The sequence below is a fragment of the Streptomyces sp. NBC_01515 genome, from assembly GCF_045040345.1.
Lineage (GTDB): Bacteria > Actinomycetota > Actinomycetes > Streptomycetales > Streptomycetaceae > Streptomyces.
In genome coordinates this window covers 10,404,236-10,421,436 of the sequence record NZ_CP109416.1, presented here as the reverse complement: position 1 = coordinate 10,421,436, position 17,201 = coordinate 10,404,236, and the positions used below count along the sequence as shown (strand labels likewise).

The window sequence follows — 17,201 nt, the reverse complement described above, 5'->3', positions numbered from 1 at the left end:
GAAGTCCTTGGGTTAGCCGGTCAGGCCGACGCTGCTTGCATGGCTTCGAGGCGGGCCTGGACCCGCTTGGGGTAGACCGAGGTGAAGACCGCGGGGGCGACCAGGCCGACGACGTGGGCGACGATGCCGACCCAGACGGGGGCGTCGGTCGCGCTGCTGATGGCCAGGACGACGGCGATGAACGTGAACCCGGATCCCCAGGCGGCCGTGATGTGGTTGTTGACGGCGAGGAAACCCGGGGTGTCCCAGTACTCCTCGAGCGCCTGCCGACGGGCGATCCCGAGCGTGAAGGGGCTGCGGAGCGCCATGCTGCCCCAGGCGGTACCGGCGAGCCAGGCGAACGAGATGACGTCGCTGTGGTCCTGGATGGACGAGTCGGGCGAGCTGAAGGCGATCACTCCGATGATGACGAAGTAGATGATGGTGCTGATCTCCAGCACCATCGCGTCCATCGCCACTCCCCTGCGCCGGTCCTGGAGAAGCAGCAGCACGCCGACGACGACGCCGGCCACCGCACCCCAGCGCCAGTCCACGGCGGAGACGAAGCCTGCCGCGATCCATGGGTAGAACCCACGCATATACGCCATGATGCCCACGTTTTACTTCCTCACAACTCGATGTTCCAACTTTGACAGGTGGAAACTAGATGCTCCGCAATCAACATGTCAAGAATGGAATATTGAACGAAAGTCCGCCGCGCGAGCGCCCCTTCGGGCCGACACAAGCCCTACCTGCGTGAATCCCTACGGCCACGCCCGGCCTCCACGCGAACCCCCTCCCGGAAGCACAGAATCCTCATGGGTAGTTTTCGACCTGTCAATATTGGAGTGACAGGCGTTAGGCTGGTCCGCATGAGCCTCCGCAACGCCCTCCTGGGCCTCCTCGTCTTCCGCCCCGGCAGCGGCTACGACCTCCTGAAGATGTTCGACACCTCGCTCGGTTACGTGTGGCCCGCGAAGCAGAGCCAGATCTACGGCGAGCTGACCAAGCTGGACGCGACCGGTCTGATCAAGGTCACGGAGGAGGGCCCTCGGGGACGCAAGCAGTACTCGCTCACGCCCGAGGGGCACGCGGAGACGGAGCGCTGGCTGACCGAGAACCGGGAGAGCAGGCCGCTGCGCAACCCGATGCTCCTGCAGGCCTTCTTCCTCGGACTCCTGCCGCGCGAGGAAGCGGTCCAGCGGCTCCTCGACCACGCGGAGGCCTCGGCCAAGGAGCACGACACCCTGGTCGCCCTCCGCGACACGGAGGAGTGGGACAAGGACATGCTCACCGTGTGCGGCCGGCTCGTCCTCGAACACGGCATCCGGCAGCGGGTGTTGGAGCAGGAGTGGGCCCATTGGGCGGCGGAGCAGCTGCGCACCGCGCACACCAAGGGTCCCGACATCACGGGTCCCACCGAGCGGACGGCCGCGTCGGACGCGGACACATGGAGCGCCGGCGGCGCCAACGACCAGGCGCGCTCGGGGCGTTGAGGCATCGCAGGACTTTCCCGGTGACCCAGGAACGCCTGCAGGTCACGCCCTCGCGCATTCCTACCGCACGGCGTACGCCCGGATGAACGCGTGGACCCCGTCGACCATGGTCTGACGGACCCCTTCCGGGTCGGGATTGGCCGGCACCGGCTGACGGTCGTAGGCCAACAGGACGGTCAGGGCGAAGAAGTGGTCGGCGGCCAGCCGCGAGTTGTCCGTGTCCAGGAGTCCGGCGTCGGCGAAGTGGGCCAACCGCTCCGCGAACACCTCCTCCACCGCCCCCGTCGCGATGTCGTCCCGGGTCGTCGGAGTCCGCAGGCGTTCCTGGGCGACAAGGGCGAATCCGGCGGCGTAGTCGGCCGAGCCCACGATCGATGTGCCCAGGTCGATCGCCAACTCCGTGAGCGAGTGCTCCAGTTGGGGCACCGTCGTGATCCGCGCATCCTCCGGAAGGTGCTCGTCGAGCGCGCGCCGCACCGTGTCCGTCATGGACTGGGACACGTCGGCGAGGATGGCCAGGAAGAGGCGCCGCTTGTCGCCGAAGTAGTCGTACACCGTGCGCTTGGAGACGGCCGCCCGGGCCGCGATGGCGTCCATGCTGACGCGGTCCACACCCTGGTGCACGAACAGTTCGCGCGCGGCGGTGAGGATCGCCGTCCGCTTCTCCAGGGACCCCTCGCGCACCGTCTTCTCCGTGCCCACCGCGCTCATCCGCACCTCCGGGGCAAACCCTACACCGGCCGGTGTACCTACTACACTGCACGGTGTAGTGTCCGCGCCATGACCCCGACAGTGACGGCCTCGCAGGCCACGACACCGGTGCCCGATCGCCGGCTGAACCTCATCAGCCTCGTCCTCGCCCTCGGCGTGTTCACGACCCTTCTGGACACGACGATCGTCAACATCGCCCTCGACCATCTCCAGGCGGTGTTCCACAGCTCGGTCGCCCGGACGCAATGGGTCGCGACGGGCTATCTGCTGGCCTTCGTGTCGGTGATCCCGGTGAGCGGGTGGCTGTCCGAACGGTTCGGCGCGCGCAACGCCTGGTTGTTCGCGGTGGGCGCCTTTCTCGGCGGCTCGCTCCTGTGCGGGCTGGCGGGTTCGCTGCCCGCGCTCATCGCCTTTCGGGTGCTGCAGGGAATCGGCGGGGGCATGGTCATGCCGATCACGCTCTCCATCGTCACGCGAGCGGCCGGACCGGAACGCCTCCACCGGGCCACGGCCGCCGTCGCGCTGCCCGGCCTGCTCGGACCGGTCCTCGGATCGGTGCTCGGCGGCGCCATCATCCAGTCGCTGAGCTGGCACTGGCTGTTCCTCGTGAACGTGCCGGTCTGCCTCGCCGCGCTTCTTCTCGGCCGGACCCTGCTGCCCGCGACCGCCGGTGAGCGCGGCCACCGCCTCGACGTCCCCGGCTTCCTGCTGCTCACACCCGCCGTCGTCGCCGTCGCCTACGGCATCAGCGGGATATCCGGCGAGGACGGCTTCGCCGCCGTCACCGCCTGGCTCCCGCTCGCCGTCGGCGCCGCACTGCTCGCCGCCTTCACCGTCCACTCGCTGCGCGCCCGCCGTCCCGCGCTCGTCGACGTGCGCATGTTCGCGCGGCGCGGCTTCGGTCTGGGAAGCGTCATCACGTTCGCGGGCGGGTTCTCGACGTACGCCCTGTCGTTCCTGCTCCCCCTCTTCTACCAGCAGGTGCGCGGCGAGACGGTCCTGCACACAGGTGTGCTGCTCATCACGCAGGGACTCGGCACGATGTTCTTCGTCGTGGCCGTGCGCCCGGTCGCGGCACGGTTCGACAGCCGGTTCGTCATCGCCGCCGGAGCGGCGCTGACCATGATCGGGACCGTGCCCTTCGCCCTCGCGGACGCGCACGGCGGTACGGCGGTGCTGCTGGCCGCGCAGTTCGCCCAGGGGCTCGGCTTCGCCGCCACCACGTTCCCGGTGATGACGCTCGCCCTCTCGGGCCTGAGCCACGCCGAGACTCCCCGAGGGAGCGCGGCGTTCAGCGTCGTCCAACGTGTGGGTGCGCCCTTCGGGGTCGCGGTAGTCGCCATGATCCTGCAGAGCCTGCTCGACGGCGCGACCACGGCGGCGAGTCAACTCGCGGCGTTCTCGGGCACGTTCTGGTGGATCTTCGGCCTGGGTGCGGTGCCGTTGGTCCTCGCGTTCTTCGTTCCGTCGGAGCCGTCGGAGTCGTCGGAGTCGTCGGAGTCGTCGGAGTCGTCGGAGTCGTCGGGGAAGAACGCCCTGCCCGAGCCTGCGGCAGAGGCCACGGACCCGGCACAGTAGACGGGCCGCGCCCAGCCCGGGCCGGCACCGCACGTCGACTTCACGAACGCGCTGCGCGCCTCGGAGTTGTCGCGACCGAGGTCGCCGAGCGGCCTCTTCCCCGTGGCGTCAGAGCCGCTGGAACAGCACCGGAATCAGGGCGGGCACCGCGGGAACCAGCAGGTAGGCGACGATTCCGGTCATGGCCTTACGGGTCGTGACCGGAAGCACCGGACCGGCCCAGACCTGCGCTATCGCCGGGCCGCACTCCTCACCGGAGAGAGTCTGGTACAGCAATTTGACGTGGGCCTGCTTGACGGCCAGCGCGGAGTGGTAGCCGATCGAGGACGGGTAGACGATCACCAGCATGTCCACCACCATCACCCCCAGCACGATGAACACCATCCATGACGCCGCCGGCAACCAGACCATGAAGAGGACCAGCAGGCCGATCAGGTGGGCCAGGGCGGAGCCGTAGGTCCAGAGCATGAACTGCCGCAGGGGGCGCAGTCCTTGGAACCCGTCGCTGTCGAATTTCATGTTCGGGGTCACCCCGAAGCCGATCGCTTCGGACCGGTACAGGTACACGGTGAAGACGACGCCCATGACCAGTTGCTTGGCCAGGAAGTAGAAGGCGTACGTGCCCGCCGCGCACAGGGCCAGGGCCAGCTCGGGGTGGGTGTGCCGGTTGGCCCACCAGCCGATGTAGACCTCGGAGCGCCAGACCGGGTCGGAGAGCCTGGTCGGATTCCACGTCTGCATGAGGCCATGCGTGTTGACGAAGGCGTACAGCGAGGTCGTGCCGATCGCCATGGCCGCCATGATGGCCGCGGAGACAGCCCGGCGGCCGAGCGTGTCGAACCACTTGTTGGTCCGGTCGACCAGCCGGTTGAGCCGGCCGATCTGTTCGGCGGACAGTCTCTCCGCACCCCCGTTGCGCTCGTTCATCTGCACGAAGTCGGCGATGGCCTGCACCTGTTGGCAGCAGAAGATGGGTGTTACGAAGACGACCGCCAGCACGATCAGGCCCGCCGGGTCCTGGAGCAGGAACAGGGTCACGCCGCTCGGCTCGGCGTTGTCGGAGAACAGATAGCCCAGGGCCCACCGTTCATCCGTGCCGGCCGACGAGACCAGCGCGCCGCCTGCCTCGGCCAGTCCCAGCAGGGTGATGGAAGACGCCAGGCTGATCAGCAGAATCTTGGTCTTGGCCGTCAGCGGCGAGTACAGCAGGCGGATCAGCAGGCGAGCCGCCCCTCTGCGCGACCGCGGCACCCTGCGCAGCAGGCGCATCGCCCACCGGATGCCGACGGGTGCGGACCGCCGGAAGACAGCCGCGATCCGCTGTGGCTCCAAGGCCTTGAGCTGTTCCATCCCTTACCCCCGCGCAAAGGTGACACCACGTCACAATCCTTCATACCCAGGGTGATTGGGGTGCCTACCCAGCCAAGTGAGGCAGCCCATGGCGCGACTCAAGGTTCTGAACTCCGGCGTGGACGTCACGGCCGTGGGGTGGTAGCCAACTGGTCGATCTCCGCGGGGTGTCCAGAGAGGCACTGCGCCGGACAGCTCCCCAGTAGGGCCTCGCCCTCGTTCCGGGGACTCCCCACCCCCGTTTCGGAGAATATATCTCCACTTTCTTCGGCCCGGGAAGCCCCCCAGCTCGCCTCTCCCTGATGATCACCGGCCGCCCGCCCGGCCACTCCGGGGAGGATTCCAGAAACCCATCCTGACCAGGTGCGATGCCCGAGATCCGCGCGCCGAGGGCGCACCCCTGAAGCCGCCCCCGGGCCGCGTTCGGCCCGTCGACAATCGCCGCCGAGACGTCATCAGGGCCGTTTTCCACTTCGGTTCGAGCCCTTGACAGTCCCAAGCGGCCGTTCCCAAACTACCGACCATTCGGTAGACGGCCCGGGCCGAGCGCCCCCGCTGTCGACATTCCAGAAGGGTTGATCACCATGCCCGAAGTGTCGCTTCACGATGCCCAGAGCCCGCCGGTCCCGGCGGTCACCACCTCCCACATCGGTCACGCGACAGCCGTGGGGACGGCCGGATTCGCGTGGTGCTCGCTCATCCTCGGCCTGCACACCGCCGGCATCATCGACGCCGCCGACGGCACGATCATCCTGGCGGGGACCTTCTTCTACGGCGGCATCGTCCAACTCGTCGCGGGCTTCTTCGCGTTGGCGTCCGGCGCGTCGTTCGCCGCCGCGTTCCTGACGGCGTACGGGGCGTTCTGGCTCGGCTACACCGTCATCGAGTTCTGGGCGGCACCGCACATCGCGGGAGCCGCGGCGGCCGCGGCGAAGGCAGGCGGGGCATCGGCGGAGGCTTCGGCGGCCGCGGGCGGACACGCGGTGATGCAGTCGCTGGGCCTGTTCCTCGTCGCGTGGCTGGTCGTCACCCTGGTCTTCGCCATCGCGAGTCTGGGCACGAACGCGGTGATCGTGAGCGCGTTCGCCCTGCTGACGCTGACGATCGTGCTGCTGGTGACCGCCTACCTGGGCGCTTCGAGCGCGGGTGTGCCGAGCGATTCGGTGCTGCACACCGCCGGTTACGTCGAGATCGTGCTGGCCGCCGTCGCCTTCTATCTGGTCCTGGCGGAGCTGACCAACGACATCCGCGGACGCGACGTGTTCCCGCTCTTCGCCCTGAACCGCGACCGTCAGGCCGTCGCACAGACGGCCTGACCCGGACGGCATGACGACGAACCTCCCACCCGTCTCAAGGAGCCGCATGAAAACGCCCAAGGCACCAGACCACCGGATCAAACTGCCCCACAGAGTCACCGTACTGAGCAGTGCCTCCGCGGTGCTCCTCCTGGTGGCCGCAGGCCAGACGACAGCCACCGCACTTCCCGCGCACGCCACCAACTGGACGCCGCCCGCAGCGAGTTACGCGGCGAGCGCGCCCGTCCACACCACCGTCACCATGGACGACGGCGTGAAGATCGCCGTCGAGGTCGTCTATCCGACCGACCCGAGCACCGGCGCCCGCGCGTCGGGCCCGTTCCCCGTGCTCCTGACCCAGAATCCCTACGGCGCCCAGCGCTCCGACCCCACCGACAGCGGCACCTACTTCGTGCAGCGGGGCTACATCTACGTGGCCTCCGCGGTGCGCGGCACCGGTGACTCCGGCGGGCAGGTCGACTGGTTCGGGGACCGGCAGGGCAAGGACGGGGCCGACCTCGTCGACTGGGCGGCCCACTCGCTGTCGGGGTCCAACGGCAAGGTGGGGCTTGACGGTTGCTCCTACCTCGGGGTCGACCAGTGGTTCACGGCGGCGGCCGTGGGCAAGGACTCCGCGCTGAAGGCCATCACCCCGTTCTGCACCGACTCGGACTTCTACAACGACCTCACCGGCAACGGCGGTATCCCCACCCCCTTCGTGGCCGGCATCGCCCAGGCCGAGCCGCGCGGCCCCGAGGACGACCCCGCCACCGACCCGCAGTCGGTGACCGTCGCCCAGCAGGCCTCGGGCGGTTCACGCTCGTACAACGACGCCTACTGGCAGTCCCTGAACGTGCAGAAGAAGCTCGTGCCGAAGATCGTGGGCAACGGCATTCCGGCACTGACCGAGGCCGGCTGGAACGACCTCTTCCCCGGCGGCAACCTCGGCGCCTACGTGTCCGCCCAAAACGCCTACTACCACCGGCCGTTGACCGATCCGATCGCGTCGGACGACCGCGTCACCGGCCGGTACCAGGCGATCGTCGGCCCCTGGACCCACGGCGAGCACGTCAACGAGTCGACGCTGCAGGGCATCCGCCTGGAGTGGTTCGACACCTGGCTCAAGAACGCGCCCACCGGCATGGCGAACACCTCAACTCCCCTGCACCTGTTCGAGAACGGCGCGAACACCTGGGTCGACAGCGCCGCCTGGCCCCTGTCCTCCGACGCCCGCACCTACTACCTCGGCAACGGCTCCCTCACCCCCGGCAAACCGACGGACGAGGGCAGCGACACCCTCTCCTGGAGCGCGGCGACCACGGCCAACACGCTGACCTGCACCACCGCCCCGCTCACCAAGGCGGCCCTGCTCAACGGCCCGACCGACGTCACCCTCTACGCCAAGTCGACGACCCCGGAGACCGAACTCTCGGCCAAGCTGAGCATCGTCGCCCCGGACGGCACGGTGACCAAGCAGGCCGACGGAATCCTGCTGGGCAGCCAGCGCGCACTGGACACCCAGGAGAGCTGGTACGGCGACAACGGCACCCTGCTCAAGCCGAGTCACCCCTTCACCCAGGTGTCACAGCGCCCGGTGACACCCGGTCGGACCACGCGCTTCGACATCTCCCTGCTGTCCAACTTCACCAGGATTCCGGCCGGTTACCGGATCCGGATCAGCATCAACAGCCAGCCTCCGGCCGACTTCCACTTCCCCGTCGCCCCGACCCCGCAGGAACTGGCGAACCTGGCCGGCGGCATCTACACCGTCGAGCACACCCCGCAGGCGGCGTCCTTCGTCAACCTGCCTCTGACGACGCCGAGTTCGGCCACGCCCAGCGACACCGACTGGGGACCGTCCTCCTGAACCACGAGGGTGTGAAACACGGGTGGCAGGTCTGCGCATACGGCAGACCTGCTACTCCTGCGTCAAGGCGGGCCTGACCAGACCCATGACCTGCTCCACCGTCTCGTTGCTCAAACTCGGCGTCGTCAGCGGCAGGTTGTCGGGACGCTGCCGGATGCCGTTCAGGATGATCTCGAAGTAGCGGCGCCAGACATCGGGCCGCTTGCCCTGGGTGAACTGGCTGGCGGCGCTGAGCATTTGCACGATGACGGGGATGTCGGACGGAGTGACCTCCGCACGCAAGTCCCCGCTCTCCTGCGCCCGTTGGATCAGGGCCTCCAGGAAAGGGAGCATCCCGCCCCGCATCGCCTCCATGGGCTCGGAACTGTGGCTGCCCAGCATGATCACTTCTTGAAGGCCACGGTTCTCGGCGAGGTCGGCCCCCATCTCCAGCAGGAAGTCCACGAACCCCTCCCATGGATCGGGGTGCGTGAGCGCCCGCTCCGCGGACGCCTGCCGCATCCCGAGATCCTGCTCGAACAGGGCCCGTACAAGGGTGTCTTTGTCGGGGAAGCGCCGGTACACGGTCCCGACCCCGACCCCCGCGTGCCGGGCCACATCGTCGAGCGTGACCCCGAGCCCGTGCCGGCCGAAGACCTCCCGCGCGGCCCGCAGAATCTTCTCCCGGTTGAGGGCGGCGTCGCGCCTCAGCGGGCGGTCGCCCTCCATCGGGGCATCGACCCCGGAACCCTCAGCCATAACCTCATGTTAACTCTGGTGATCACAGGCCGGTTCGGCCACCGCACCCCACTCTCGAAGGCCCCCGGCAGAAAACGTTGCAACAACCATCGGGGTACACTGACGCCGCCCATCAGAACCGCGTCGTGCCTGGTCGCACGGCTGTCACAGCGAGGGGGTGGACGCCATTCAGGTTCGCCCCGCCCGCATTCAGGATGTCGCGGCCGCCGCGGGAGTCTCGGTCTCCACGGTGTCGAACGTCCTGAACCGGCCCGAGCGCGTCAACGCCCGCACCGCCGAACGGGTCCGCGACGCGGTCGCCGCCCTCGACTACGTACCGCATCCGGGAGCCGCGGGCCTGCGCACCGGGCACTCGTCCTCGATCGGCCTGGTCCTGCCCGACGTGGCCAACTCCTTCTACTCGCGCATCGCCCGCGGTGCCGCCGACGCGGCCTACGACCACGGCTACTCCCTCGTGCTCTGCGACAGCGGCGACGCCCCCGAGCGGGAGCAGGGCTACTTCACGATGCTGATCGAGCAGCGTGCCGTGGGCGCGGTGGTGGTCCCGCTAGGCGCCGACCCCACCCGCCTCACCCGGCTGCGCGAACGCGGCATCCCGCTGGTCCTCGCGGACCGCGCGCTGTCGGCCCAGGACGGCTGTTCCGTCTCCGTCGACGACATCGCCGGCGGCCGGGTCGCCGTGCAGCACCTCCTGGACTGCGGGGCGCGCGACATCCTCGTCGTGAACGGCGAGCGGGGCATCGTGCAGTGCGCCGACCGCTACCAGGGCGCCCGCCAGGCCGTACGCACCCGCCGCGAGGCACGGGTCCGCCAGGTCGTCGCCGACGAGATGACGGTGGCCTACGGCCTGGAGATCGCCCGCACTCTCGACGACCTGCCCGACGGTGTCTTCTGCACGAACGACTTCCTCGCCGCCGGCCTGTGCCGAGGACTCGGCGAACGGGGCGTACGAATACCCGAGGAGATTCAGGTGGTCGGCTACGGCGACCTCGACATCGCCAGTTTCGTCGGTACGACCCTGACGACCATCCGGCAACCCGTCGAGGAACTCGGCAGAGCGGCCGTGGGAATGCTGCTCGACGAGGTGGAGGCCCGCGCCGAACACGCCCACGAGACACGGGTGTTCGCGCCCGACCTCGTCCTACGGGACTCCACTCGACCCCCGTCAGCCCCGAATCCGTAGCGTCACCGGCCCCAGCAGCCCCGACGAGAGCTGGGAGGGGAAGGCCCAGGCGGTCGGAGTGGCTTCGGCGAGGTAGGGGGCCAGGGTGTTGTTCACGGTCACCTCCAGACGCACCGACCGCCCTGCGGTACCCGGGAGTTGAAAGCGGTACGGAGGACAGAACGCCTCGCCGACACACTCCCCGTCGACGACAACCGACACACTGCCGCGCACCCGCCCGAGGTCCAGCACCGGGTCCGGCCCGGCAGGAACCTCGACCTCCCGCGTGTACGTCACACCACCGCTCCAGCCACCCAGTCCGAGCAACTGCCAGTCACCCAAAGGTAGTTGTGCCGGAGCAGTGCGGACGCGTACCGGTCCCCGCCAGGCGGAGCCACCCCGCAGTACGGCCGTGGGTGCGGTGACGACCTCGACCTCCGTCGGCTCCGGGAGCGGCTGATCCAGTGTCAGATACCGGCCGTCGAGCTGCGTCTCAGCTCCATCTCCGACCCTTACCCTCACGGGCAACTCCAGTGGCAGCTCCAGCGATTCGGTGCCCGGCGGCACCGTGAAGCGGAAACGCTGGGCGCGTTCGCGGACGGTGTCCGTGGACCGCAGCGGCAGTACGGCGGTGCCGAGCACCGGTGCGCCGGTGAGCCACTCGGTGTCCGGCAACGGGTGCGGTCGTACGGCCGCGTAGCAGTGCTGCAACTCCCCCCACCGGCCCTCGTGTTCGACGGTGCGACAGTGCCACTCCCCCGTCTCGGCCTCCCACCCGGCGCCACTCACCAGGGAGTTCACGGCCGACTCCGCGTGGGCCACGCAGTCGACGAACACCGCCTCACGCGGGTGGACGGCGTCGGCCACCACCTCCAGCACGTGTTCGCCGTCCCCGAGGGCGAGTTGGTGCCGGAAGAACATCGGCACCGCGCCCCAGTCGGACTCGTAGTACTCCACCTTCTCCTGACGCGCGACGACCTCCCCGTCGAGCAGCACGGTGACGCCCACCGCCGCACCCACGACAAGTACCGCCTTTCCAGGGCCATCCAGCCGCCCGCGATAGGTCACGCCCCCGGACGGCCGTACGTCCTCGGGGAGGCACATGAACTGCGGGCGCGAGCCGAACCCGTCCGGGCGGGTCAGGCAGAAGTAGCTGCCCAACGGTGTGTCCGCCGTGCCGGAGATCAGCAGCGGCCTGTCCTGGGCCTCCCCCAGTTCATATTCGAGGACGTTGCGGGTCCGGCCCAACTGCACGCGGGCGGTGGCTAGATACCCGGTGCCGGTGTCCAATCGCTCGCCGTTCCACCACACCCGCTTGATGGCCGCGGCGCCGATGTGCATCTCGGCGGGGCCGCGGTGGTCCGTCTCCACGATCGCGCGGACCCGGGCGACCGTTCCGGGCCCGGGGACGGGTACACGTACGAACTCCTCTGTCACCAGTCCCTTGTTGCCGAGCAGCCCGTCCGGGTCCGGGATTCCTCGGCTCGACGAGTAGAGCGAAGTCCGCCATCCGACGTCCCCGGAAAAGAGGGGCAGTTCACCGGCGATGACCTGTTCGACGGAGGGCGCGTCCAACGAATCAGGCGCCTGCGCGGACGGGACCGGCGGGAGGACGCTGACCCGGTTCCCGTAGGTCGCCCGCGTCTGTTCCCAGTCTGCGTCGGGACCGTCCGTCTCGGTCCAGCTCATCGTCCAGATCTGGGGTTCGGCGACGGACGAGCCAGCGGGGAGCGCCAAGTCGCCCCAGGTGTTGTCCATGGTGGGGAGCAGGCGGCCCTCCCAGCCGTGTGAGAGGTCAATCGTCCGCTCTGGCAAGGATGTTGGTGCGGGCGTCCGGACTGTCCGCGGGGTGCCCTCGCTCCATACGACGAGGACGGCAGGGGCGCCCTCCAAAGGAACCTCGATGGTCGATCGACCCTCTGAGACGGTGACTTGGGCCGGGTGGCGGGTGCCGGTCGCCGGGTTCCAGATCTCGGCCTCGGTGACCGTGGCGTGCACGGTGACGGTCGAGTGGTGGGCGTAACGCGTGGGGTCCGCCTCGTGGTCGGCGTCTCCGGGCAGCGTGCGGGCGTCTGGGAAGGTGCCCGTCACCAGGGCGACCGCCTCAACTCCCCTTCTCCTGACCAGCAGCGGCACCTCGCCGGTCGCGTGACCGGCGGTGTCGGCCACCGTCGCCGCTCCGGTCTCGGCGTCGCTCGCGCGCTCCAGGCGCGGGTGCTTCAGCAGTGCCGCTACGACGGAGTCGTCACCGGCCTGCCCGGCTGCCGTAGCGGGCGGACGGCCTACGACGACCACCCGGCCGCCCGCGTCGAGGAGTTGGGTGAGCCGGCGTGCCGTCTCCTCCTCCAGGACGCTCGCCGAGGGCAGCAGTACCGCGCGGTATGCCAAGTCCGTGACGTGCAGGGCTCCTTCGGCGGTCGTGGCGCGCTGCACGGAGGCGTCGTCGATGATGTCGAAGGCGATGCGGTGGCGGTCCAGTGAACCGACGTGCGGGGCAAGCCAGTTGTTGGTGCCGCAGAGGTCCAGGTAGTGGCGCTGTGTCTCGTCGACGTCTGTGTGGTCGTCGCCGAGGCGGCCGTCGCCGAAGTGCTGGACGGGGGCGTCCAGCGGGATGAGGGACTGCATGGTGGCGGTGGGGTACAGGACCGCGACGTCGGCGCTGTAGGTGCCCCAGGACATGATCGAGCAGATCCGGGCGACGGCTCGGGAGAACGCCGGGTACTGCTGCCAGTAGGGCTGGCGCCAGTCGGTGGACGGCGGCGCCCACTCGAACCAGCCGCCTGCCGTGCCGAAGTAACTGGCGTGCGGGTTGTACAAGTTGGCGCCGCTGCGCAGGAACGGCAGGAGCCAGTCGTAGGTGTCCGCCAGGGTGCCGCCCCAGCCGGAGGAGTGGAACGCCTCGATCCAGACGCGCTCGTGGCCGTAGAGGTGGGCCATGGAGGAGTGGACCTTGGAGTCGCCGTGGTGGTCGCTGCCCGCGGCGCCGTACCAGCGGTGGGTGCGGAAGTAGTCGGTGTAGATCTGCGTCGACTGGGCCGGGAAGCCCGCCCGCGCGGGGTGGCTCTGGTCGGCGCCGACGAGCATCCCGCGCTCGTCGTGCCACGCGGCGAGGGGCTTGAAGAGGGCCTCTTCGGTGAGTTCGGCGCGGACCGCGTAGTAGTCGGCGCGGATCTTCGCCGCGCGGGCGGTCACCGGGCCGAACAGGGCGGGGAGATGGTCGAGGAGGTCGTAGCCGCGACGCGCGCGGAACTCGTCGGGGAAGCGGTGGCTCCACGAGTTCGTGCCGGGCAGCTCGTCCTGGAAGCTGCCCGCGATGACGTTGCCCAGGTACTCGGGGACGCGCCGGTCGTATTCGTGGTGGACGGCGTCCAGCAGCAGTCCCACGGCGTGCGGGTCCAGGTAGTCGAAGGCGGTGGGGACGGCGACGACGAGCCGTACGTCCGTCCCCGCGGCGGCCGGAATGTCGGGACCCATGGGCAGGCGGCGACCCTCCAAGTCGTAGGCGGCGATGAGGGTTTCGGCTCCGCGCAGTGCGACCGTGCCGCCGGTGGCGGTGGCCGTCCGGGAGCGCAGGGCGCGGCCGGTGGCCTCCGGGTGGCGGCGGGTGACCGCGCCCTGGACGTTGGCGCCGGAGAAGCCGATCTGGTCGTAGAACCACAGGCGGGTGCCGATGTCCCGGGCGATCCGGCAGGTGTCGGTGAAGCGGTCCCACCACTCCTCGCCGAACCACGGCGGGTCGTCGGTCCGGGCGCCGAAGGCGGGGCCGGCCGGGGCCAGGTTGATGACGACGAGGTTGTGGACGCCGCCGTCCGCGAACCGGCGCAACTGCCAGGCGAGTTGCTCGCGGGTGACCTTGGCGCCGGACCACCACCACAGCGGGGTGGGGCCGAAGTCCCGGGGCGGGGCGTCGAAAAGCTGCTGCAACGCGGGTGAGATCACGGTGTTGGTCCTTCCGGGTGCGGCTCGGTCACCCTCACGGAGCAAAAAACGTTTTACGTCGGCTCTGTTGGCCGCCACCTGCGATGTTGGCACCGGATCCGAAGCTCGGGAAGGAGGCTGGCTCTGCTTGCCCCGGATTCCTTCGGATACCTGCAAGAGGGCTTGTTGGAACGTTTTTTGAACTCTATATTCACTGCGACCCCGGCCCAGAGCCGCGAGGAGCCGCATCATGATCCGATTCTCGTCTGCACCGGAACACGCGGAACAACCGCCCATCCCAAGGCACCTGTGGAAGGTCGCGGCCCTCTCGGGCATGGCCTCCTACCTCGACGCCGCACTCATTGTCAGCATCGCCGTCAACCTGGCGATCTACCGCGACCACTACGACATGGGCGTGTGGATGGCCGGAGCGATCAGCGCGATCGTCACCGGCTGCATCGCCGTCGGCTCCCTCGTCGGCGGCCGGCTCGCCGACATGTTCGGGTGCCGCCGCGTCTACAACCTGGACATCCTCTGCTACGCGGTGGGCGCGATCGTCATCACCCTCGCCCCGAACGACATCGTCCTCTTCGTCGGCGTGCTCATCGCGGGACTGGCCGCCGGCGCCGACCTGCCGACGTCCCTGGCCGTCGTCTCGGACGCGGCACCCCCCGACGGCCGGGCGCGGCTCGTGTCGTTCACCCAGGTCATGTGGGTGCTGGGCATCGTCGTCGTCATCTTCCTCGGCTACGTCCTGTCGGACACCGGCATGGTCGGCGCGCGGATCATCACCGGCCATCTGATCGTCGCCGCGCTGGTCACCTTCCTGCTCCGCGCCCGGCTGGAACTGGCCGAACCGTCCGAGGCGGCACAGCGGGAGGAGGCCGCCGCGCTGGCCGCCCCGCGCGGCATCGAGTTGAAGAACGTGTGGAACCGCGCCGCGCTGCTGCCGATGGTCGCGACCTTCGTCTACTACGTCACCTGGGGCATCGGCGCCAACACCTTCGGCCAGTTCGGCACCTACCTCCTGGTCACGGTCAGCGGCGCCTCACAGAGCCTGGCCACCGGCATCAACCTGGCCTTCCTGCCGATCGCCCTGGTCCTGACCTTCGTCTTCGTACGGATCGCCGACACCCCCTGGCGCGACCGGCTGTTCTACGTCTTCACGGTCGTGCAGGTCGTGGCCTTCTGCATCGCCTCCCTCACGGCGGGCGCCCTGGTCGGCATGCTCGTCTTCTTCGTGCTGTACCAGATCTCCAACCCCTTTGCCGGGGAGGCCAGTTACAAGGTCTGGTCGCAGCTCACGCTGCCTCCGGACACCCGCGGCACCACCCAGGGCCTCACGTACGCCCTGTCCCGGGGGGTCTTCGCGGGCGTCGCGTTCGTCACGCCCGCGCTGATGGACTACAGCGCGTCGCTGTTGCTGTGGCTGATCACGCTCTGCATGGCGGCGTCCGGGGTCGCGGGTGTGTACGTCATCCATGTCCTCATCCGGCGCTCCCCCGAGACCGCCGTCGCCCCGGCGTCGGGTCTGGGCGTGGCCCGGACCTGATGCCGCACCGGACCCCGGAAGGAAAAGCACACCCCGCGCACCCGAAGGAACACCGCCCATGGCAACGGCCGAACCCGCGAACGTGACCACCGAACCCACGACCATGACCGCGGAACGCGCCGCCGCCCTGCGCGAGTTGCTCCCCCCGGCGCCCCGCCGCCGCACCCGGATCGGACTCGTGGCGGGCGGACTCGGCGCCTACTGGCCCCAATTCCCGGACCTGCTCCCGCAGTTGAGGGAGTCGTCCGCGTACGTCGCCGAGCGCTTCCAACAAATGGACGCGGAGGTGACCGACGTCGGCTTCATCTCCGACGCCCAGGAAGGAGCGGTCGCGGCGGAGCAACTGCGGCGCGCGGACTGCGACTTGATCGTGCTGTTCCTGACGACGTATCTGACCTCGTCGATGGTGCTGCCGATCGCCCAGCGCTCGCACACCCCCGTCCTGGTCATCGACCTCCAGCCGTCCGAACGGATGGACCACGCCTCCTTCGACACCGGCACCTGGCTCGCCTACTGCGGACAGTGCCCGGTGCCCGAGGTCGGCAATGTCTTCCGGCGGGCCGGAATCCCCTTCCGGTCGGTGTCGGGCTGGCTGCGTCAGGAGTCGGCCTGGCAGCGCATCGAGCAGTGGATCCGGGCCGCCCACGTACGCGCCTCGCTCCGCCATGCCCGGCACGGACTGATGGGGCACCTGTATCCGGGCATGCTCGACGTGTCGACCGATCTGACGCTGCTCCCGGCGACGTTCGGCTCGCACGTCGAGGTGCTGGAGTTCGACGATCTACGGCACCGGGTGGAGAAGGTGAGCGAGGCCGAGACCCGTGAGCGCACGGAACTCGCCCGGCGGATCTTCGCCGTGGACGACAGCGTGGTCGACGAGGACTTCGCATGGGGGGCGACCGTGTCCGTCGCTCTCGACCGGCTCGTCGAGGACTTCGGCCTCGACACCCTGGCCTACTACCACCGGGGACTCGACGGTGAACTGCACGAACGGCTCGGCGCCGGCATGATCCTGGGCGCCTCCCTACTCACCGCCCGGGGCGTACCGGCCGCCGGCGAGTACGAACTCCGCACCAGCCTCGCCCAGTTGGCGACCCAGAGCATCGGCGCCGGGGGGTCCTTCACCGAGATCCAGGCCCTCGACTTCGAGGCCGGCGTGGTCGAGATGGGCCACGACGGGCCCGCCCACCTCGCGGTCAGCGCCCGCGATCCGCTCCTGCGCGGCCTGGGCGTCTACCACGGCAAACGCGGCTGGGGCGTCAGCGTGGAGTTTGACGTCCAACACGGCCCCGTCACCCTTCTCGGTCTCGGCCAGGACGCCGACGGCACCCTGTCCTTCGTCACGTCCGAGGGCACCGTCGTCCCCGGACCGCACCTCGCGATCGGAAACACCACCAGCCGCGTCGACTTCGGCCGCGACCCTGGCGAGTGGGTCGACGCGTGGAGCGCGACGGGCGTAGGCCACCACTGGTCGCTGGCGCTGGGCCACCACACGGCGGACTTCCGGGCTGCGGCAAGCCTGTTGGGGATCGAGCACCGGGAGGCGTAACCGAGG

General features: G+C 69.3%; 12 protein-coding genes. 7 read left to right on the top strand and 5 right to left on the bottom strand.

The annotated features are described in order from the left end of the window. Positions 1-20: 20 nt before the first annotated feature. Positions 21-587: a hypothetical protein gene (locus OG407_RS46085; RefSeq protein ID WP_405866951.1), complete on the bottom strand. Its 567-nt coding sequence runs from the start codon at positions 585-587 to the stop codon at positions 21-23. A gap of 264 nt (positions 588-851) precedes the next feature. Here OG407_RS46085 and OG407_RS46080 point away from each other — a divergent pair, with 264 nt between their 5' ends. After that, positions 852-1,475, top strand: a complete 624-nt coding sequence (locus OG407_RS46080) for a PadR family transcriptional regulator (RefSeq protein ID WP_405866949.1) — start codon at positions 852-854, stop codon at positions 1,473-1,475. 60 nt (positions 1,476-1,535) lie between these two features. Here OG407_RS46080 and OG407_RS46075 read toward each other — a convergent pair whose 3' ends face one another. Continuing rightward, positions 1,536-2,186, bottom strand: a complete 651-nt coding sequence (locus OG407_RS46075) for a TetR/AcrR family transcriptional regulator (protein WP_405866947.1) — start codon at positions 2,184-2,186, stop codon at positions 1,536-1,538. A gap of 69 nt (positions 2,187-2,255) precedes the next feature. On the opposite strand from OG407_RS46075, the gene OG407_RS46070 reads away from it, so the two are divergent. Beyond that, positions 2,256-3,764, top strand: coding sequence for an MDR family MFS transporter (locus OG407_RS46070; RefSeq protein ID WP_405866945.1), 1,509 nt, complete (start codon positions 2,256-2,258; stop codon positions 3,762-3,764). A gap of 108 nt (positions 3,765-3,872) precedes the next feature. Here OG407_RS46070 and OG407_RS46065 read toward each other — a convergent pair whose 3' ends face one another. Then, positions 3,873-5,114 carry a hypothetical protein gene (locus tag OG407_RS46065; RefSeq protein ID WP_405866943.1) on the bottom strand — a complete coding sequence of 414 codons (1,242 nt, stop codon included), beginning with the start codon at positions 5,112-5,114 and terminating at the stop codon, positions 3,873-3,875. A gap of 584 nt (positions 5,115-5,698) precedes the next feature. Between OG407_RS46065 and OG407_RS46060 the strand changes: the two genes are divergently transcribed. After that, a complete protein-coding gene (locus OG407_RS46060) occupies positions 5,699-6,430 on the top strand; it encodes an acetate uptake transporter (protein WP_405866941.1) in 732 nt (243 codons plus the stop codon). A gap of 46 nt (positions 6,431-6,476) precedes the next feature. Then, a complete protein-coding gene (locus OG407_RS46055) occupies positions 6,477-8,276 on the top strand; it encodes a CocE/NonD family hydrolase (RefSeq protein WP_405866939.1) in 1,800 nt (599 codons plus the stop codon). Positions 8,277-8,327: 51 nt separating this feature from the next. Here OG407_RS46055 and OG407_RS46050 read toward each other — a convergent pair whose 3' ends face one another. After that, complete coding sequence (locus OG407_RS46050; protein WP_405866937.1) at positions 8,328-9,014, bottom strand: TetR/AcrR family transcriptional regulator; 687 nt, start codon at positions 9,012-9,014, stop codon at positions 8,328-8,330. A 157-nt stretch (positions 9,015-9,171) separates the two neighbouring features. Between OG407_RS46050 and OG407_RS46045 the strand changes: the two genes are divergently transcribed. Then, entirely contained in the window at positions 9,172-10,197 is a 1,026-nt protein-coding gene (locus OG407_RS46045; RefSeq protein WP_405866935.1) for a LacI family DNA-binding transcriptional regulator, read from the top strand. Here OG407_RS46045 and OG407_RS46040 read toward each other — a convergent pair. Beyond that, on the bottom strand, positions 10,180-14,115 hold the full coding sequence (locus OG407_RS46040; RefSeq protein ID WP_405866933.1) for a glycosyl hydrolase: 3,936 nt from the start codon (positions 14,113-14,115) through the stop codon (positions 10,180-10,182). The genes OG407_RS46045 and OG407_RS46040 overlap by 18 nt on opposite strands. Before the next feature lie 229 nt (positions 14,116-14,344). Between OG407_RS46040 and OG407_RS46035 the strand changes: the two genes are divergently transcribed. Next, positions 14,345-15,646, top strand: a complete 1,302-nt coding sequence (locus tag OG407_RS46035) for an MFS transporter (RefSeq protein ID WP_405866931.1) — start codon at positions 14,345-14,347, stop codon at positions 15,644-15,646. A gap of 103 nt (positions 15,647-15,749) precedes the next feature. Further along, positions 15,750-17,195, top strand: a complete 1,446-nt coding sequence (locus tag OG407_RS46030; protein ID WP_405868938.1) for an arabinose isomerase — start codon at positions 15,750-15,752, stop codon at positions 17,193-17,195. Positions 17,196-17,201: the final 6 nt, after the last annotated feature.